We start from the raw sequence: 17,832 nt of genomic DNA, 5'->3' as shown, positions 1-17,832 counted from the left end.
CCGGTTGGTGGACGGTTGGTGGGTGGTCAGATGCCGGGCAGGTGGCGGGCGGTGCGCAGGGGGGAGCGGAAGACCGGGATCCAGACCAGCATCAGGCCCGCCGCGCCGACCCACAGGGCGGTGCGCACCGAGGTGAGGGAGGCGAGGGTGCCGGCGAGGGCGGCGCCGAGGGTGAGGGCACCGGTGAGCAGAACACGCATGGTGGCGTTCATCCGGCCCAGGAGGTGGTCCGGGGTCGCGTGCTGGCGGAAGCTCACCTTGATGACGTTGTCGATGCCGATCTTGACGGTGGTCAGCAGCCAGGCGCCGGCCGCGCACCACAGGGCCGGGCCGCGGTCGACGAGGGCGACGAGGACGCCGAGCGGGGCGATGCCCAGGCCCACCATCCACAGGACGCGGCCTGCGCCCACGCGGCGGGCCAGCGGGCGGGCCAGCAGGGAGCCGGTGAAGACGCCGACGCCGCCGGTGGCGAAGAACAGGCCGGTGACGGCGTCGGGCAGGTGGAGGGTACGGGCGAAGAGGACGGGCAGCAGGGTTTGGCAGATCTGGACCGACAGGTTGGTGAGGGCGCCGGCCAGGGCGATGGGGCGCAGCAGCGGGTGGCCGAGGACGAAGCGCAGGCCTTCGCGGATCTCGGAGGCCAGGCGGTGGGTGTTGCGGTGGCCGTCGCGGTGGCCGTCCTTGCGCGGGGGTGCGGTCGGGGCGGGTTCGGGGCGGTGTATGCGGCGCAGGAGGCAGGCGGAGGCGAGGTAGCTGGTGGCGTCGACGAGGACCGCGATCGGGGCGGTGAGGAGGCTGACGAGGAAGCCGGCGGCGCTGCGGCCGGCGGTCTGGGCGAGGGCGTCGACGGTCACCAGGTGGGCGTTGGCGCTGGTGAGGCGGTCGCGGCCGACGAGGGCGGGCAGATGGCTCTGGGCGGCGATGTCGGAGAAGACGGTGGCCGTCCCGGTGAGCAGGGCTACCGCGCACAGGTGGGGGAAGGTCAGGTGGCCGAGGGCCCACGCGGCGGGGACGGTGGCGAGCAGGGCGGCGCGGGTGAGGTCGGCGGTGATCATGACGGGGCGTTTGGGCAGGCGGTCGACCCAGGCTCCGGCGGGCAGGCCGAGCAGGAGGAAGGCGGCGGTGCTCAGGGCGGCGAGCAGTCCGATCTGCCAGGCGGGGCTGTGCAGGGCGAGGACGGCGGCCAGCGGCAGGGCGAGGGAGCCGACGGCGGTGCCGGTGCGGCTGACGGCGGTGGCGGTGAGGAGGAGGCGGTAGTCGGGGGTGGTGGGGGTGTTCGGGGTGTTCGGGGTGGTGGGGGTTTCGGCGGGGGCGGTGGTCTCGGTGGTCGCGCCGGTTTCGGTGGGGGTGGGGGTGCTGGTGGTCATGGCGTCAGACCTTGGCGGATGGCACGCTGGGCGGTCCACGGATTCAGCGTGGGCTAAATCGACGGCGGCCGGGTGGCGGCCTGGCGCTTCACCGAAGGAGGCCGGCGGATGATCCGGTTCGAGTTCACCACCAAGGACTTGGCGCTCACCCGGTTCGCGCTCTCCCCGTTGTGGGAGGCGGTGGCAGCAGTGCGGGTGCTCACCCGGCCCGCCGAGCATCCACTGCACCGGCCGTGGGCGGAGGCTGCGCGCGAGCGGCTGGCGGCTGCCGGGCTCGACTGGGGGCTGCTCGCCGACCTCGTGCCGGCGCCGCCCCGGGCCATCCCGGTGTTCGTGGCGCCGCCGCCCACCACGACCGTGCCGGACCTGCGAGTCGAACTGGACGTCCTGCGCGCCACCCCGCCCGAGACGGTTCGGGCCGCGCTGAGCGGACCGCGGGCGCCGCAGTCCGCGCGGGTCGCGGCGCTGCACGCGGACCCGGACCGGGGCCTTGCCGAACTCGCCGACACCGTCGAGGCGTTCTGGGAGTTGACCCTCGCACCGTACTGGCCGCGGATACGGGCCCTGCTGGAGGGCGACATGCTGCACCGCGCCCGCCTGCTGGCGCGCGGCGGCGTGCAGGAACTGCTCAACGACCTCGACCCGCAGGTCACCTGGGACACGGACACCCTGTACGTCGGCCACCACTTCGCGCGCGGCGGACGGAGCCTGGGCGGGCGAGGGCTGCTGCTGGTGCCGTCGGTGTTCGTGTGGCCCAGGGTGTTCTCGGTCAGCACCCCGCTCTGGCAGCCGACCCTGCGTTACCCACCGCGCGGCGTCGCCACCCTGTGGGAGCGGCGCGAGCGCGAGCCCTCGCACGCCTTGGCGGCGGTGCTGGGCCGAGGACGGGCACTGCTGCTGGCCGAGCTGGACGAACCGACCTCCACAGCCGAACTCGCCCGCCGCACCGGCATGACCCCGGGCGGAGTCTCCCAGCACCTCACCGCCCTGCGCGCCGCCGGCCTGCTCTCCGCCCACCGCGCGGGCCGCCATGTCCTGTACGCCCGCACCGAGGCTGCGGAGGTCCTGCTGAGTGCGGCGGGAGGTTGACGGCGGCTGCCGTGCAGTGGTTTTGGTGGTCGCGGCCAGTGGCGGGTTCAGAGGGGGTCAGCGGCGGGGGCCGGTGAGGGGGGTGAGGAGGGTGGCGAGGGTGGTGAGGTCATTGGGGGGCCACTGGGTGGGGGTGAAGACGTCGGTGGCGATCTGGCGGGCGGTGGTGAGCATTTCGGAGAGGCGTTCGCGGCCGGTCGGGGTGAGGGCGGCGTAGGCGACGCGGGCGTCGCGGGGGGCGGCCTCGCGGGTGACCAGGCCGATGCGTTCGAGTGGGGCGAGGCCGCGGGTGACGCCGGAGGCGGTGAGGCCGAGGGCTTCGGCGAGGTCGACGCGGCGCATGCGTCCGCCGGGGGCCTCGCTGAGGCGGAGCAGCATGGTGAAGTCGGAGAGGCTGACGCCGTGCAGGCCGCTGAGGCCCGCGTCGAAGCGTTTGACCAGGGTGGCCTGGGCGCGGACGAGGCGTAGGGCGGTGTCCAGCGGGTCGGGGCCGGGCGGGTCGGTCTGTGGGTCGGCCTGTGCGTCGGTCTGTGGGCTGGTCTGTGGGTCGGTCTGTGGGTCAGTCATTGCCACCTCCTTGAGCACTCAAGTATAGCCTCGCGCTGAGGGCTCAAGGAGGTGGCGGAGGGGGAGGGGGCTAGCGGGAGGCGGCGGCGCGGCGTTGGCGCTTGCCGAGCGGGGCCTGGGAGAGGTCGTCGGCCTGGGAGCGGAGGTTCTTGTAGCCGTAGCCGCGTTCGGTCAGCCAGGCTTGGGCGGACTGCTCGGCGCGTTCGGTCGCGTCCAGGATGTCCTCCTCCGCCTCGCCGGAGTCCAGGAAGCGGAAGGTGAACGCGGCCCGGGCGGTGAGGTCGTACGTGAGGTGGCCCTCGGGGGTGAAGGTGGCGTGCAGGACGTCGTGTTCGGGGGCGTGGGCTTGGAGTTCGGCGCGCTGTTCGGTGGTCAGGCCGTCGAAGACGCCGCGCACCATGATGCGGAAGGTTCGAGTGCTCATCCTCCGACGATAGGCAGGTCGGGGGTGCGGGGGCCACACTATTCCGGGAGCCCCGGCGATCGGGCAGAATGATCGCTCATGGAGAACCGCGATATGACGATTGATCAGGCTCCTCTCTCGCGTGAGGTGCTGCTGGATGTGCCGGTGCTGCCGGTGAAGCCGACGGCCCGGGTGGAGGTGCGGCGGATCACCATGCAGCCCGGGTTCGCTGCCGGGTGGCACGTGCACAACTGTCCGGTGGTCGGGAGTGTGCTGGACGGGACGGTGCGCTATCAGGTCGAGGGCGGGGACGAGGTGCTGCTGACGGCCGGGGAGGTGTTCCACGAGCCCGAGGGGGTGCCCGTGCGGTTCGACGCCGGCGAAGAGGGGACGACATTCCTGGCCTACTTCCTGTTGGCGGACGGGGAGGAGCCGGAGATCGCCCTGACGGAGGTGTGAGCCCCGGCGCGGTGAGGTGCAGTCGTTGAGTCGTTGAGTCGCTGAGTCGCTGAGTCGGTCAGTGGGTCGGCAGCTCGGTGTGGTGGACGGTGTAGCCGCCGTCGACGACCGGGGCGAACGGAGCCGGCGCCATGCAGGTGCCTGTCACCGCCTGGCGGGGTTGGCCGGTGGCGTCCACGTCGAGGTTGCCTATGCCCCAGGAGAAGCCGAGGCGGCTGCCCTTGCCGTGGCCGTCGTAGATGCTCAGGCCGATCCGCTCGCCGACCGTGCCGACGTCCGAGCTGGTCACCACGGCGGTCAGGGTGGCGACCGGGCCGCCGGTGACCAGGCAGTCCACCGCGGCCTCGGCACGGTAGACCTTGCCGGTGGCGGCGTCGCGATGGGACCAGCTGACCGTACCCCGGGCGTCGGTGGGCAGGCCGTGCTCCAGCTTGGGGACGCCTGGGAACGGGTGGGTGAACGGGGCCGCCTGGGCGTCGACGGTGAACCGGATCTCGTCGTCCGGGGCGAAGGCGTACGAGATGCGGCCGGTGCCGTGGACGCTCGCGGGGCGGTGGTTGTCCGCGCGAGCGGGGGTCGGGGTCGGGGCGGGGGCTGCGGCGGTGAGCGTCGCGAGGGCGAGCGCGGCGACGGCGGCGGCGATCGCGGTGCGGGTGCGGAACACGGTGGGCTCCCTTCGTCCGGCGGCCCCGGTGGCCGCCGTTTCGGTGCTCCCAAGCCTGGTCGCCGCAGCCCCGCACGGACCATATGCCGATCGGCACATCGTTCGCCGACCAGCGGCGATGCCCCCTGCCGATCGGCAGGGCAGGGCAGGGTGGGGGTGCCTCAGGCCCGGGCGGGCAGCCGCGTGCACACCGCGCCGGCGGCGAGCGCAGACGGCTCCGCGCCGAGGGTGGCGAGCGTGAACGACGTGGTCAGCGCGCTGATGTCGGCGGCCTGCCGCACGAGGTAGTGGCTGCCGCCCGGGACCTCGTAGCGGGCGAGGTCAGGCACCACATCCCGGGCCCGCAGCGCGTATTCGAGCGACTGGGTCGCGCCCGCCGCGCTGTGGTCGCCGGTGCCGTGGACGATCAGCACGCGGCGCCCGGCGAGTTGCTCGACCGCGTCCCCGCTGGGCAGCCAGGGCGCGATGCCGGCCACCCCGGTGACGTTCGGATGCCCGGCGCACCAGAACGCGGCGCGACCGCCCAGCGAGTTGCCGACCAGGACCACCGGCACCGGGCCGTAGCGGCGGGCGAGTTCGTCCAGCGCCCAGCGGGTGTCGACGGCGGTGTCGGCGTCCGGGCCGTTCCAGCCGCTGCAGCGGTAGCGCAGCAGGTGGACGGCGATGCCGTGGGCCCGCCCACGTTCGGTGAGTTCGGCGGCGAGGTCGCGCAGACCGAGCTCGGCGACCTTCACCGGCCCGCCCCGGCCCCGGACGAACCCGCCGGGCAGCATCAACGCGACCCCGCGGACCTCGCCCTCACCCCGCCACTGCGTCAACTGCGCGGTACGCACCCGCTGCGCTCGGAACACGCCGATCCTCTCCTCGTGCCTGCCTGCGGATTCTACGGTTCCGCAGGTGGGTCGCGGTGCGCGAGGAGCGACCACAGGACCCAGCCGGTGACGCGGGTCCGGGCGACCATGACCTTGGCCCAGCGGGCGCCGAGCGGCGACGTCCAGGTGTCCACGACCTCGACGCGGTGGCCGTACCCGGCGAGGCCGATGACGGTGTCGCCGCCCGAGTGGCCGAGCCGCACGTTGGCGGCGGTCGCGGAGACCTCCCACCACCCGGCCCCGACCTCGGGCGCCCGCTGACCGCCGGTGACAGCGGCCGGGACGAGCAGGATGGTCAGAGATGAGGACGGCCGCCGTGGCCCGGCCGATCAGGGCCACGGGAGCCTCGGCGACGCGATGTGCGCGGGCGGAGGGGGAGGTGTGGAGGAGAAGGGGGGCATGTACAGCAGAACGATCAAACTCTCCGGGTGCACACTGATCCGCCGCGACGCTCACTCGGTCCGATCCCGCAGTCACAGCCCTCCAGGTGCCGAACCTGTACGGCGGGTACATCCACCCGGGCAGCCCGAGTGCGAGTGCGCTGACTCTGATCGTTGTCGCAGTGGCCCGGGAAGGTGGGGCAACCTCCTTACTGGGTGCGGCAGTTCGATGGTGTCCGGGCGGGGTGGCGAAAGCGGATGCGGGGCGGTCAGGTGGACGCGAGTACCCGGGCGAGGGCCGCCCGGCCGGCGGGGCCCCAGGTCGGCTTTCCGCCGGGGAGGCCGCGATCCCCGGCGCGGCCGATGTCGATCAGGGCGAGGCTGCGGAGGAGGGCCCAGCCCCGTGCCCGCCGGATCATCGCCGGGTCGGCGGGATCGTAGGCGTCGAGGACAGCCGGGAGCCCGGCCGAGGGCAGCAACAGCCAAGCGGCGGAGAGGTCCGTGGCCGGGTCGCCGGCGCACAGGTCGCCGAAGTCGATCACCCCGGCGAGGGTCCCGTCCGCGACGACGGCGTTGGCGGGGTGGAGGTCGGCGTGCAGCCACACCGCCGGGCCGTCCCAGGTCGGCGCTGCGACGGAATTCTCCCAGGATGCCCGAACTTCGGCGGTGGCGTGGCCGGTTGGGACGACTGCGCGGAAGAGCTTCTCGAATTCGCCGTCGACGGCGATGAGTTGCGCTCCGCGGGGCGCGTTGGCCGGTGCGTCGGCGGGCGCGGGCTGGTGCAGCGCCCGGAGGAAGCCGGCCAGCCGCTCGGCCGCGTGCGTCGAGCGGTCGATCGGCGCGTGGTCGCTCGGCTCGCCCGGGACCCACGCCACGACCGTCCAGGGGAACGGGAAGCGCTCCGACGGCTCGCCGACCCGCATCGGGCAGGGCACGGGCAGCGGCAGGCGCGGGGCGAGGAGGGGGAGCCACTGCTGCTCCTTCCTCAGCAGCGACGGCGCCCGCTGCGTGCGCGGCATCCGTACGGCCAACTCGTTGCCGAGCCTCCAGAGTTGGTTGTCCCAGCCACCGGGCACCTCGCGGATGGGCAGGGTGGCGAGGTCCGGGTGCTGGTCCCGCAGCAAAGAGCGCACCAGCGATTCGTCGATGGCGTAGCCGTCCATGAGCAGTCCGCGCTCCTTCGTCGGGCCGGGCCGGTCCGGTCCGGTGTCGACCGTCATGATCACCCATGGGGACGTGCTGCGGGGGCGCCCGGTTGCCGGGAGGTGGCGGGGAGGTGGCCTGCCGGGCATCGGGGGCGGTCCGGATCGGGGATCGGGCTGCGGTGGGCGGTCGGGGCGGACGAGACTGGGCGGCACCCCTATCGTCGATGAGACAGGACGTGCACACGATGAGCAGGCGCACCCGTCCCGTGCCCGGGGCGGCCCAGGGCAAGTTCTAGCCGAACCAGCGCGCGGGTTGGGCGAGTTCGGCGCCGCCGGGGTGGGGCGTGGGACTCGCGGACGCGCGCCAAGTCCCAGACCACCGCGCCGAAGTCGGTGCTGCCCGTCGGCATGTCGTCCATGGCGCGGCGCCAGAGCACGAAGGTGTCGGCGAGGTCGTCCGGGACGGTGCCCTCCCAGGACGCCGGCCGGTAGCCGGGGTGCGATCGGTCGATGGTCGCGGTGAGGGCGGCGGGGTCGGCGTCGGGGAGGCTGGCCGGCGGGCAGATCACCTCACAGGGGGCCGGTGCCCTTCGGCCCGTCCGGCCCGGCGGCCGAGTTCGACCTGGGGACCACCGGCGGCACCGGGGTGTTCCGGGAGGTCAGCGGGTTCGTTCACGTCAGGACGATCAACGACACCGACAGCGAGGACACGTTCCATCTCGACGTCGAGAGGTGAGAGCTCGCGAAGCGGGCGGAGGGCGCGGAGTGAGAAGTCGGCGTGGTCGACTTCCCGCTCCGCGCAGAGCCGGCGTCGACCAGGTTCGGCGGGGAACCTGCCGAGGACTTCGCCGGGAGGAACCAGATCAGGCCGACCGTCAGCACGAGTGCGCCCAGGGCCGCGACGGCCAGGGCGACGGCCCGGCGGAGGTCGGCGGCGGCGCTGAAGGCGTAGGCGTCGTGGCGTGCCTTCCAGCGGGCGAGTTCGGTGTCGTCGGCGACCGGCTGGGCGACCGGCCAGCCGTAGGCGGCGCGGTAGCCGGTAAGGATGGCGCCTCCGGCGGAGGCGATGCCGAGCAGGGCGGCGGCGGCCACGGTCGTCTTGCCGGCCGTGCCGAGGGACGCGATGGTGGTGCGGCCCGCGACGACGCCTGCCAGGCCGAAGAGGCCGTACAGCGCGGTGATGCCCGTGAGCCACTTCTCGGCCGCGGCGCGTACGTCGGCGCCCTGGGTGGTGGCGGCCGCGCGCAGGGCGATGGCGGCCTCGGCGCGGCGGCGGTCCTGGGCGGGGCGCAGGCGGTAGGGGCCGGCGGGCCGGCTGTCGTGGGCTTCGCCGCAGGTGCAGACGAACTGCAGGGTGAGCGGTTCCGGGGGTGGCGACGGCGCTTCGGTGGCCGGGGCGGTGGCGGCCCCGGCGATGATCTTGGTCGTGACGGGCATCAGGCAGCTGTGGCCACAGCGCGGGCAGGGGCCGGTGGCGCTGGTCGGCAGCCCGGTCGTCGGGGACACCGTCCAGGCCGAGAGGAACTGTTCGTCCGGTGTGACCTCGCGGTAGGAGTAGGCGGCGGGTTGTGGCTGGCTCACTGGGGTCTCCTGTCGTCAATGCGACAGGACTATGCCGGAATTGATCGTCAACGTCCGGAATTGACGGTATGTCGCACGAGGTGCGGCGGCTGGGCGGGTGGCGGGTTCGAAAATCCCTGCGAGCCGGCTCGTAGTTGGGGTACGGTCCGCCGGTGACGGATGAGCATGGACACGACGTGCCGACGGAGCCCGCCAAGGGCGGCGCCAAGAGCGCGGCGGGCCAGGTAGCGGCGGCGCTGGTGCTGGCGCTGGCCGTCGTGGCGGCCGTGCTGTTCGTGGGCGGGCTGGACGACACTGCCGCCCAGAACAACAAGCCGGCCGTGTGCAATCCGCCCAAGGCCACGGACGCGCCCGAGTATCCGGCACTGTGCGCGGCGCTCAACCGCCCGGATCTGCCGGTGCTGGTCGGTGTGCCGAGCGAGCACGTTGTGAACGCGTACTCCTCGGGTGGGCAGGTGACGTCCGCGGCCGGGACGAAGGAGACCGAGGCCTCGGCGCAGGTGCAGCTCGGGTCCGTCTACCTCCAGGTCTCGGACAACCGCGACCTCTCGGTGCAGTCCTTCGACGACTTCCTGCGCCCGCGGCCGGTGCCGGGTTCGCTGCTCGGCCACCCGTCCGTGACGTACTTGGACCGCACGACGTCGATCGTCTTCAAGGGCGCGACGGCCAGCTCGGGCACCGGCGGTATCGCGCGGCACCTGGTGGTCGCGAAGGGTGCGAAGGCGGAGGGCGGTTCGTACGAGATCGCCGTCTGGCGCCAGGACGACGCGACGCCGGACGACGCGATACTGCTCCGGGTCGCCGAGGCGGTGCTGCCGGCGCTCCCGGGCTGGGTGCCGGCGGCGTAGGGCCCACAACGCAGCGGAGGGCTACCTCAGCAGCCACTGCCGGGTCAGGGCCATCACCTCCGCGCGGCTGCGCGGGCCGTTGTCGGCGGCGATGAAGTGGTTGCCGATGCGGAGGGAGTAGGTGATCAGGCAGCGCATCTCGACGTCGTCCTCGTCGGGGCAGAAGGCGCGGAACAGCGTGCGCATGTACTCCATGCGCCGGTTGTCGATGCCTCGCAGGCGGTCGGCGACGGCTTCGTCGCGCCGGGCCCAGTCACGGACGGCGAGTTCGGAGGCGATGGAGGTCATCGGGTCGTCGCCCGCGGAGGCGATCGCGTAGAGGCGGACGAGCTTGGCCCTCGCGTCGCCGCCGCCGCTCTCGACCTCGTCGATCACGTTCTCGGTGACGGTGCGCTCCCAGGTGTCGAGGATTTCGGTGAGCAGGGCGTCGCGGTTGCGGAAGTAGCCGTAGAAGCCGCCCTTGCTGACGCCGAGCGCCTGGGCGAGGGGCTCGATCCGGACGGCGTCGGGGCCGCCGGCGGCGAGTGCCCGCATGCCCTCCTCGATCCACTTGTCGCGTGGGGTGCGGGGGTTGGCCATGGGGGGTGTCTCTCTCTCCGCTGCGCGCAGCCCCGGTCTATACGGTGGCGTATAAAAGGGTCTAGCCTGACTTCTATACGGCATCGTATAGATAAGGGGCCGACGCATGAGACTCCCCAGCACCGCCCACACCTCCCGCCCGTGGCGTATCCACGGGATCACCCGGGACTTCCACGTCGAGGACGTGTGGGCCCTGCCGACACCCGGCGGGCCCGACGATCTCCCGTACCTGGTCCGCCAGTTCACCGAGGGCGCCACGCCCGGGACGGCCAGCCCCTCGCCCGTGTACCGCGCGCTCTTCGCGATCCGCTGGAAGCTCGGGAGCCTGCTGGGGTGGGACAAGGCCGACGGCGGCGTCGGCGCCCGGGTCGGTACGCTGCGCGACCGGCTGCCGGACGACCTGCGCGAGGCGCCGCGCGGGCCGGACTCGGAGTCGGGCCCGTTCCGGTCCGTCTACCAGTTGCCCGACGAGTGGGCGGCCGAGCTGGCCAACCGGACGGTCCACGCGGTGATGCACATCGGCTGGGTCCCGGACGGGAAGGGCGGCTACCGGGGGCAGATGGCCGTCCTGGTGAAGCCGAACGGCCTGTTCGGCTCGGCGTACATGGCGGCGATCAAGCCGTTCCGGTACGTGGGCGTGTACCCGGCGCTGCTGCGGTCGATCGGGCGCCGGTGGGAGGAGAACTCGGGGGAGCGGAGCGGGAGCAGGTAGGGGCGCGAGCAGGTAGGGGCGCGGGCTGCGCAGGAAGTCGGCGGGGTCGACTTCCTGCGCAGGTGTGTCAGCCGTCTGGTGAAGCGGGGGTGCCGCGGCGCCCCGGCCGACGACTCTGCGTGAGCTGATCCGACCCGATGATCTGACCCGATTGGCCGCTTGTGTCAGGCTGGTGGGGGAGCACCGCCGAGATCGGGAGGCTCGTGATGGCCGAGATCAGGGTGAACGGGGTGGCGCTGCACTACGAGGCCCGTGGCGAAGGTCCGGGCGTCGTCCTGGTGCACGGGTCGTGGAGCGACGGGGACAGCTGGGCGCGGGTGATGCCCGGCCTGGCCGAGTCCACGACCGTGGTCACGTACGACCGGCGCGGCCACAGCCGCAGCGAGGACCTGCTCACCCAGGGTTCGGTGTACGAGGACGCGGCCGACCTGGCGGGGCTGATCGAGGGGCTCGGGCTGGCGCCGGCCTACGTCTGCGGGAACTCGTACGGTGCGCTGATCACCTTGCGGCTCGCTTCTGCCCGGCCCGACCTGCTGCGGGGGATCTCCGTGCACGAGCCGCCGGGGATGTCGCTGCTGCTCGCCGACCCGGAGCTGCGGTCGGTCGGCACCGCGCTCGCCGGGCGGATCGCCGCCGTCCGGGAGCTGCTGGAACAGGCGGAGTCGGCTGCGGCGGCGGAGCTGTTCGTGGAGACGGTGGCGTTCGGGCCGGGGGCGTGGGCCCAGCTGCCCGCGCCGGTGCGGCACACCTTCGTGCGCAACGCGCCGACCTTCCTGGACGAGCTGCGGGATCCGGACGCCCTGGACCTCGACCTGACCGCGCTCGCCCGCTTCAGCGAGCCCGCGCTGCTCACGCAGAGCGACGACAGCCAGCCGATGTACGGCGAGGTTCTGGACATCATCGACCTCACCCTGCCGAAGGCGGAACGGCACCTGTACATGGGCGCCGGTCACGCTCCGCATCTGTCGCAGCCGGAGGAGTGGGTGCAGGTGGTCCTCCCGCGCGCGTTGGAGTGAACCGAACCCCGAGGGCGCGCACGTGAGAACGCGCGCCGCCCTTACTGCGTCGCCACCAGCTCCTCCCCGCGCGGCGTCCGCCGGTACAGCACCTCCCGTCCGCTCCGCACCCGGCTCACCAGCCCCGACCGGTGCAGCACGCCCAGGTGGTACGAGACCGTGCCCGCGCTGAGGTAGTGCCGCCCCGCCAGCGCCGCCGTCGTCGACGGGCCCACCAGCGCGGCGAGCAGATCCGCCCGCGTCGGCCCGAGCAGCTGCGCCAGCGCCGGGCTGGGCTCCAGCTCCGCCACCGCCCGGTGCGCGACCGGGTACATCAGGGTCGGCGCCCGGTGGACCCCGTCGATCGGGTCCAGGATCACGTGGATCGACCGCGTCACCAGCGTCGGCATCAGCAGCACCATCCGGGCCGGCAGCGCCACCGTGAACCGGCTCTCCAGCTCGATCCGCCCCTCCGCCCAGGAGAGCTGCGGGGCAAGGGAGTTGATCAGCGCGCCGGCGCCGTGCCGGGCCTGGAACCGCCCCCGCTGGTCGATCTCGGCGTCGAGCACCGCGCGGGCGTCCGGCCAGTACGGCGCGATCGCCAGCTCCCAGTAGCGGCTCAGCTCGTCCGCGGCCCGCTGCGCGAAGTACCGCGGACCGCGCTCCAACGTCCGCTCCACGACGCCCGGTAGCACACGCCCCATCAGCCCGACCTCGGGGCGGCCCCGCCGGACGGTCTCCAGCTCGCCGAGCACGCGGTCGGGCGGCGTGGCGCGGACCGCCGCGAGCTGCTCCGCCACCTCGGGCGCCGGGCCGGCCGGGTGCGGGGAGAGGAAGTCCGGGAGGTAGCCCCCGGACTTGTCCAGGGCCAGCCCGGCGAGCAGCTCCAGCCGCTCCCGCCGCAGCACGCGCCGCGTCCGGCTCACCCACGCGTACGGGCCGGTGCGGGACGTCAGGCCGGACGACATCAGGGTGTTGACCGCCTCGTGCAGCGGCGAGACCACGAACCGCGAACGGGCCAGGCCCACGGAGTCGATGGTGAGGGTGATCACTGGCGTCCTTCCCCCGTCGGACCGTCGGACAGTCAGAAAGTCCGCCCCCCAAACAGGTGGCCGACGCTTCGAACCTGCTCGAATCGTCGCAGGAATCATCGCGCGCCGATGCCCCCGGGGCACAAGCTTTTCCGTGACCGCGTCAGCAGACCGCGTCAACACGAGCCGACAGGCACGGGAAGGACGAACATGACGAAGACGCGCGGCCGTATCGCCGCCCTGCTGGGCGCCGTGGCGGTGGTCGCCGGGACGACGCTGGGCACCCCCGCCGTCGCCGCTCCGGCCGGGGACGACCGGAGCGGCGGGCTCACCGGCCAGGCGCCTTGTCCGGGCAGCCCCGGCTACACCTGCGGCACCCTCACCGTCCCGCTCGACCACGGCGGCGACACCCCGGGCACGCTCAACCTCCAGGTGGCCGTCGGCGGCAACACCGACGCACCCAAGGGAGACCTGCTGTTCCTCACCGGCGGCCCCGGCCAGCCGGGCGTCCCGCTGCTGAACAAGATTGCCGGCAAGCTCGCGCCCGTCCTCAAGGACTACCGCCTGGTGATGTTCGACCAGCGCGGCACCGGCGCCAACGCCCTCCAGTGCCCGGCCCTCCAGGACCAGATGGGCGCCTCCGACCTCACCCCGCCCACCCCACAGGCCGTCACCGACTGCGCGGCGGCCCTCGGCCCCGGCCGGCAGTACTACAGCACCGCCGACACCGTCGCCGACATCGACCAGCTGCGCCGCGCCCTCGGTGACAAGCGGCTCACCCTCGACGGCGTCTCGTACGGCACCTTCACCGCCGAGCGGTACGCGCTCGCGCACCCCGCGCACGTCGCCCGGCTGGTGCTCGACTCCGTGGTGCCGCAACAGGGTTACGACCCGCTCGATCCGGTCCCGCTGCGGGCCGCCGCGCGGGTGCTCACCGCCGCCTGCAAGGCCACCGGGTGCACCACCGACCCGGCCGCCGACCTCGCGGAGACCGTCCGGCGCTACCACAACGGGCCGGCCGTCCTCGACGCGATCACCAGCTTCGAGTTCGTCGACCCGAACTACGGCAAGATCCCGGACGCCCTGCACGAGGCCGCGGCCGGGCGGCCCGGCCGGCTCCAGAGCTTCATCGACGGCGCCCACCAGGGCAACGCCGTCCCCGCCGAGTTCCTCAGCCAGGGCCTGCACGCCAGCACCCTGTGCGCGGACGGGGAGTTCCCGTGGGGCACCTCGGACTCCCCGGTCGATGGCCGGGCGGCGGCGCTGGACCGCGCGCGGCAGGACCTGACGGACGAGGAGACCTGGCCGTTCGACCCGGCCACCGCCACCGGGACGGGCACCCTGCTCAGCTGCCTCAACTGGCCGCAGGAGGAGGTGCCGTCGGCCCCGCCGGAGCACCGCAAGCTGCCCAACGTGCCGGTGCTGCTGCTCGGCGGCGACCGGGACCTCTCCACCCCGCTGGACTGGCTGTACCGGGAGGCGGAGATGGCGCACGACCCGCAGGTCGTGATCGTCCCCGGGGCGGCGCACTCGGTGCAGAGCCGGGCGGCCAGCGACCTCGGGCGGCAGGCGGTCTACGACTTCCTGCTGAGCTAACGGGAGTTCGAGCCACCGGACCGTTCCGCGCGGGGGGCGGAACGGTCCGGTGTCGCGCGTTACGCGCCCCAGCCGTCGTCGGGGAGGGTGCGGTCCGGCTCGGGGCAGTCGGTGTGGTCGTAGCCCCAGAGCACGACCTTGTGCAACAGCCAGTCCTCCAACGGCGGTTCGTCGTACGCCTCGCGGTCGGTGAGGACGAGGCCCACCCGGACCTCCCTGGCCGGCGTGACCTCCAGGGTCCGCTGGCCGGGGAGGTTCTCGTACGTCACCGTGTCCCAGGTGCAGTGGGCGGCGGTGAGGGCCGCGACGAGGGCGGACTCCGTCACGTGCGTGTCGATCGTTCGCAAACCGCCGTCGGGCACCGGGAGTTCGAGCTCACCGTGCCAGACCGGAAGGGAGAACGAGCGGAGCCGACGGCAGCGGCAGAACACCGTCTGCGCATCGCCCCAGCCGAAGGCGTGCGGCCAGCGCGACTCCTTGTGGACGCGCCCGCCGTCCCACGGATCGCCGTAGCGGGCGGCGAGTTCGGGCAAGGAGGCGTTGTAGCGCAGGCCGCCCAGACCGCCGGTGGCGGCGAGGCCGGCGAGGTGGGTGACGAACGCCGTCACCCCAGGCACCCGCGCACCGCCTCGATCAGCCGGTTGGCGCGCGCGTCGCCGTGGCCGATCATCCGGTTCGCCACGTACGCGAAGCCGACGCCGAACTCGTCGTCCCCGAAGGCGAACTGGCCGCCCGCGCCGTCGTTGCCGAAGCTGCGCGCGCCGAACAGCGGGCGGAAGGCGGGGGAGTCCAGCAGAACGCCCGAACCCCAGCGGGCGCCCATGTCGAAGCCCAGGAAGCCTGCGCCGGACGAGACTTCGGTGACCGCGTCGGTCACCGTGTCGTGGGACAGCAGGCGATCGCCGCCGTCGATGCCGGTGACGGCCGCCGCGTACAGGCCCGCCAGGCCGGTGGCGGAGGCGACGGCGCCCGCGCCCGGCAGCTCGATCGCGTGCAGGGCCGGGTCGTTCCAGCCGTGCGGCACGTCCAGGCCGGGGAAGACCAGCGCGCCGTTCATCGTCACGATCCGGGTGAGCAGGTGCTCCGGGCCGGGCATCGGACGGCGGCCCTCGGCCTCCACCAGCCGGGCCAGGCGCGGGAGTTCCTCCTCCGGCAGGCCGATCCACACCGGCAGGCCGCCGAACGGCTCGGCGATCTCCTTGCGGAGGAACACGCCCGGCGTCAGGCCGGTGATGCGGCGGATCACCTCGCCGACCGCGAAGCCGAGGACGTGGCCGTGGTACTCGTAGGTGGTCCCGGGCTCCCAGAGCGGCGGCTGCTCCTCGATCGCGCGGATCACCGGATCCCAGGCGGCGATCTCCTCGAAGGAGAGCACGGCGTCCAGGGCGGGCAGGCCGGCGCGGTGGCCGAGGATCATGCGGGTGGTGATGTCCTGCTTGCCGTGGCGCGCGAACTCGGGCCAGTAGCGGGCGATCGGGGCGTCGAGGTCCAGCCGGCCCTGCTGGGCGAGCAGGTGGGCGCTGATGCTCACCGCGCCCTTGGCGACCGAGAAGACCGGGACGACGGTGTCCTGCGACCAGGCCCGGCCGGTGCGGTCGTCGGCGGTGCCGCCCCACAGCTCGACGACCTTGCGGCCGCCCGAGTAGACCGTGACGGCGGCGCCGAGCTCGGGGAACTCGGCGAAGTTGCGGGCGAACACGTCCGCGACGGCGCCGAAGCGTTCGTCGGCCCAACCCTGGTACTGCTGCATGGTGCTGCCTGTCCTCTTCGCGTGGTTTCAAGATCGTCGACCGGTCCACGGTACGGGAGCCGGGCGGCGAGCACGAACGATTTCGGGGGGACCGTCACCGATGGCAGTGGAGTGGGAAGTCGGGCCCGCCGACTTCCCACTCCATGCGGGTGGTGGGCCGGAGCCGCTACCGGCTACGGCCGGTGACGTAGAGGGGCTTCATCTCGACGACCGTCGAGGTGGCGGTGTGCCCGAGCCCCTCGCGGGCCGCGTTGGTGAGCAGTCCGGGGTCGGCCTCGGCGTGCTCGGCGAACAGGCCGCCGAGGTTGCGGGCGCGGGCGTACTCGGCCTTGGAGCGGACGGAGCGCGGGGTGTCGAGGGAGAGGAGGACGCCGCTGGCGGTGCTGTGGAGGTAGTCGGCGTCGGCGGTGGTGTCCGTGTACAGCTCGAAGCCGTTGCGGCCCCGGCCGTTCTCCAGGTCGAGGTAGTTGCGCAGCACGTCGGCGAAGTGGCTCACCCCGGACTGGAACGACCCGACGGTCTCGCCCGAACCGGCGTCGTAGGTGCCCTTCAGCGGCGAGACGTGGCCGAGCTGGGCCCGGCGGGCGTTGCGGGTGGTCGTGGCGTAACCGAGGTGGATGCGGCGGGAGTCCACGCCCATCCGGTCGACGAGGTGGGTGACGGCGGCGTCGATGCAGTCCGTCTGGCGGCCGCCGGAGTCGCGGTACAGGGAGGTGTGGTGGCCGAGCCCGGACGCCCAGGGGCTGCCGAAGAAGTCGAAGGACCTGAGGTCGAGCCGGTCGGCGCCGGCTTCCAGGAAGAGGAGGAGGTTCATCGCCTTCAGCTGAGCGACGGAGGCCGGCACCGCGACGGCGAGCGTCGCGTTCAGGCCGGCGGTGGTCAGCGCGGACCGGGTCTCGCGGATGAGCTGCGCGTAGTTCGCGGCGTCGCTCCCGGAGGCGGGCCACCGCCAGTCCAGGTGCAGCGCGGAGAACATCGGGAAGGCACGGAACACCTGGACCGCGGACTGGGTGAAGCGCGTTCGCAAGGCCGGGTCCTGCGCGACGGCCCGGAGGGCCTGGCTCAGCTCCCAGCCGCCGACGTGCAGGCCCACGGCGAGGTTCGGGTTGCCCTCCTTCAGGCGCCTCGCGGCGCCGAGCAGGCCCTGGGCGTTCTGCTGGTCGAACAGCGCCGGGTAGTCGTTGGAGACCCAGCCGGCGAACCCGTAGCCGAGGTAGGCGGCCACTGCACTCCAGGGGTCGAGGAAGGTCACCGCGCCATGGTCGGAGGGGGCGAGGCCGAAGTCGGCTGCCGCCTGGGCGGTGACGGCCGCCAGGCCGCCCTGGTCGCCGACGATGCCGACCGGGCCGAGGATGATCTCGTCGAAGGCGCCGTTCGCGTCGTCCAGCCGGGTCAGGTCCGCGCCCGGGCCGCCGTTGGGGTCGGTGGAGCCCTCCATCAGGCGGCTGTCGTAGGCCCACTTCGTGTCCAGGAAGCCGGACACAGTTTGGTCGGTGGTGCGCTGGTAGGTGTTGAACACGGGCTTGGCGGCCCGGCACGGTGTGAAGGAAAGCTTCGAGTCCTCCGTCGCGGGGTCGAAGCCGTTCCTCTGGTAGGTCCGCTCGGCGGCGCCGACGGCCTGGCCGTTGAGACCGGGGTCGGACGGGTACACCAGCTCGCTCATGGCGCGCACTCCCTATGGTCGCGATGACGCAATGCGCCCGGGTCGAAGGCTCCGGGCGTGACCGTGCGGTTGCAGCGTAGTGGGCGGGCCGTGCGGTGCGTGCACGTTCGGGAGAGGGAGTTGACATGGAG

At 73.3% G+C, this 17,832-nt stretch carries 20 protein-coding genes; 6 read left to right on the top strand and 14 right to left on the bottom strand.

Translation table 11 applies throughout. The features are described 5' to 3' along the window. Positions 1 to 26 precede the first annotated feature (26 nt). Positions 27 to 1,367, bottom strand: a complete 1,341-nt coding sequence (locus KV557_RS13915; protein WP_218200214.1) for an MFS transporter — start codon at positions 1,365 to 1,367, stop codon at positions 27 to 29. Between the two features lie 108 nt (positions 1,368 to 1,475). On the opposite strand from KV557_RS13915, the gene KV557_RS13910 reads away from it, so the two are divergent. Further along, on the top strand, positions 1,476 to 2,456 hold the full coding sequence (locus KV557_RS13910) for a DUF5937 family protein (RefSeq protein WP_218200213.1): 981 nt from the start codon (positions 1,476 to 1,478) through the stop codon (positions 2,454 to 2,456). A 57-nt stretch (positions 2,457 to 2,513) separates the two neighbouring features. On the opposite strand, the gene KV557_RS13905 is transcribed toward KV557_RS13910, so the two are convergent. Both KV557_RS13905 and KV557_RS13900 read right to left on the bottom strand, forming a co-directional pair. After that, positions 2,514 to 3,023, bottom strand: coding sequence for a MarR family winged helix-turn-helix transcriptional regulator (locus KV557_RS13905; protein WP_218200212.1), 510 nt, complete (start codon positions 3,021 to 3,023; stop codon positions 2,514 to 2,516). Between the two features lie 70 nt (positions 3,024 to 3,093). Then, positions 3,094 to 3,447, bottom strand: a complete 354-nt coding sequence (locus KV557_RS13900; RefSeq protein WP_218200211.1) for a DUF6204 family protein — start codon at positions 3,445 to 3,447, stop codon at positions 3,094 to 3,096. 93 nt (positions 3,448 to 3,540) lie between these two features. On the opposite strand from KV557_RS13900, the gene KV557_RS13895 reads away from it, so the two are divergent. Then, complete coding sequence (locus KV557_RS13895; RefSeq protein ID WP_218200210.1) at positions 3,541 to 3,885, top strand: cupin domain-containing protein; 345 nt, start codon at positions 3,541 to 3,543, stop codon at positions 3,883 to 3,885. A gap of 58 nt (positions 3,886 to 3,943) precedes the next feature. On the opposite strand, the gene KV557_RS13890 is transcribed toward KV557_RS13895, so the two are convergent. From KV557_RS13890 to KV557_RS13865, 6 genes are all read right to left on the bottom strand, one after another. Next, complete coding sequence (locus KV557_RS13890) at positions 3,944 to 4,549, bottom strand: hypothetical protein (RefSeq protein WP_256177381.1); 606 nt, start codon at positions 4,547 to 4,549, stop codon at positions 3,944 to 3,946. Positions 4,550 to 4,710: 161 nt separating this feature from the next. After that, on the bottom strand, positions 4,711 to 5,400 hold the full coding sequence (locus KV557_RS13885; RefSeq protein ID WP_218200209.1) for an alpha/beta hydrolase: 690 nt from the start codon (positions 5,398 to 5,400) through the stop codon (positions 4,711 to 4,713). A 32-nt stretch (positions 5,401 to 5,432) separates the two neighbouring features. Continuing rightward, positions 5,433 to 5,624 carry a hypothetical protein gene (locus tag KV557_RS13880; RefSeq protein ID WP_218200208.1) on the bottom strand — a complete coding sequence of 64 codons (192 nt, stop codon included), beginning with the start codon at positions 5,622 to 5,624 and terminating at the stop codon, positions 5,433 to 5,435. 446 nt (positions 5,625 to 6,070) lie between these two features. Further along, positions 6,071 to 6,964 carry an aminoglycoside phosphotransferase family protein gene (locus KV557_RS13875; RefSeq protein ID WP_218200355.1) on the bottom strand — a complete coding sequence of 298 codons (894 nt, stop codon included), beginning with the start codon at positions 6,962 to 6,964 and terminating at the stop codon, positions 6,071 to 6,073. A 197-nt stretch (positions 6,965 to 7,161) separates the two neighbouring features. Beyond that, positions 7,162 to 7,515 (bottom strand): hypothetical protein, encoded by a 354-nt coding sequence (locus KV557_RS44445; RefSeq protein WP_218200207.1) that lies wholly within the window; start codon positions 7,513 to 7,515, stop codon positions 7,162 to 7,164. A 103-nt stretch (positions 7,516 to 7,618) separates the two neighbouring features. Then, complete coding sequence (locus tag KV557_RS13865) at positions 7,619 to 8,527, bottom strand: hypothetical protein (RefSeq protein WP_218200206.1); 909 nt, start codon at positions 8,525 to 8,527, stop codon at positions 7,619 to 7,621. A gap of 152 nt (positions 8,528 to 8,679) precedes the next feature. Here KV557_RS13865 and KV557_RS13860 point away from each other — a divergent pair, with 152 nt between their 5' ends. After that, positions 8,680 to 9,375 carry a DUF6215 domain-containing protein gene (locus tag KV557_RS13860; protein ID WP_218200205.1) on the top strand — a complete coding sequence of 232 codons (696 nt, stop codon included), beginning with the start codon at positions 8,680 to 8,682 and terminating at the stop codon, positions 9,373 to 9,375. 21 nt (positions 9,376 to 9,396) lie between these two features. Here the strand turns inward: KV557_RS13860 and KV557_RS13855 are convergent, their stop codons facing one another. Next, positions 9,397 to 9,954, bottom strand: a complete 558-nt coding sequence (locus tag KV557_RS13855) for a TetR/AcrR family transcriptional regulator (RefSeq protein ID WP_218200204.1) — start codon at positions 9,952 to 9,954, stop codon at positions 9,397 to 9,399. Positions 9,955 to 10,060: 106 nt separating this feature from the next. Here KV557_RS13855 and KV557_RS13850 point away from each other — a divergent pair, with 106 nt between their 5' ends. Beyond that, complete coding sequence (locus tag KV557_RS13850; protein ID WP_218200203.1) at positions 10,061 to 10,666, top strand: DUF2867 domain-containing protein; 606 nt, start codon at positions 10,061 to 10,063, stop codon at positions 10,664 to 10,666. Positions 10,667 to 10,872: 206 nt separating this feature from the next. Beyond that, a complete protein-coding gene (locus KV557_RS13845) occupies positions 10,873 to 11,682 on the top strand; it encodes an alpha/beta fold hydrolase (protein WP_218200202.1) in 810 nt (269 codons plus the stop codon). 41 nt (positions 11,683 to 11,723) lie between these two features. Here KV557_RS13845 and KV557_RS44440 read toward each other — a convergent pair whose 3' ends face one another. Further along, a complete protein-coding gene (locus KV557_RS44440; RefSeq protein WP_218200201.1) occupies positions 11,724 to 12,713 on the bottom strand; it encodes an ArsR/SmtB family transcription factor in 990 nt (329 codons plus the stop codon). A gap of 189 nt (positions 12,714 to 12,902) precedes the next feature. Between KV557_RS44440 and KV557_RS13835 the strand changes: the two genes are divergently transcribed. Beyond that, a complete protein-coding gene (locus tag KV557_RS13835; protein WP_218200200.1) occupies positions 12,903 to 14,288 on the top strand; it encodes an alpha/beta fold hydrolase in 1,386 nt (461 codons plus the stop codon). Positions 14,289 to 14,347: 59 nt separating this feature from the next. Here KV557_RS13835 and KV557_RS13830 read toward each other — a convergent pair whose 3' ends face one another. The 3 genes from KV557_RS13830 to KV557_RS13820 form a co-directional block, all read right to left on the bottom strand. Further along, the gene (locus KV557_RS13830; protein ID WP_218200199.1) at positions 14,348 to 14,896 is read right to left on the bottom strand and encodes a hypothetical protein; all 549 of its coding nucleotides are present in this window, start codon (positions 14,894 to 14,896) and stop codon (positions 14,348 to 14,350) included. Continuing rightward, a complete protein-coding gene (locus tag KV557_RS13825) occupies positions 14,893 to 16,038 on the bottom strand; it encodes a serine hydrolase domain-containing protein (protein ID WP_218200198.1) in 1,146 nt (381 codons plus the stop codon). The genes KV557_RS13830 and KV557_RS13825 overlap by 4 nt, the downstream gene beginning before the upstream one ends. Before the next feature lie 166 nt (positions 16,039 to 16,204). Beyond that, entirely contained in the window at positions 16,205 to 17,701 is a 1,497-nt protein-coding gene (locus KV557_RS13820) for a glycosyl hydrolase family 18 protein (RefSeq protein WP_218200197.1), read from the bottom strand. Between the last annotated feature and the right edge of the window lie 131 nt (positions 17,702 to 17,832).

The sequence above is a fragment of the Kitasatospora aureofaciens genome, assembly GCF_019192735.1.
In the GTDB taxonomy this organism is placed as follows: domain Bacteria; phylum Actinomycetota; class Actinomycetes; order Streptomycetales; family Streptomycetaceae; genus Kitasatospora; species Kitasatospora aureofaciens_A.
This window is presented reverse-complemented; position numbering and strand designations above follow the sequence as displayed.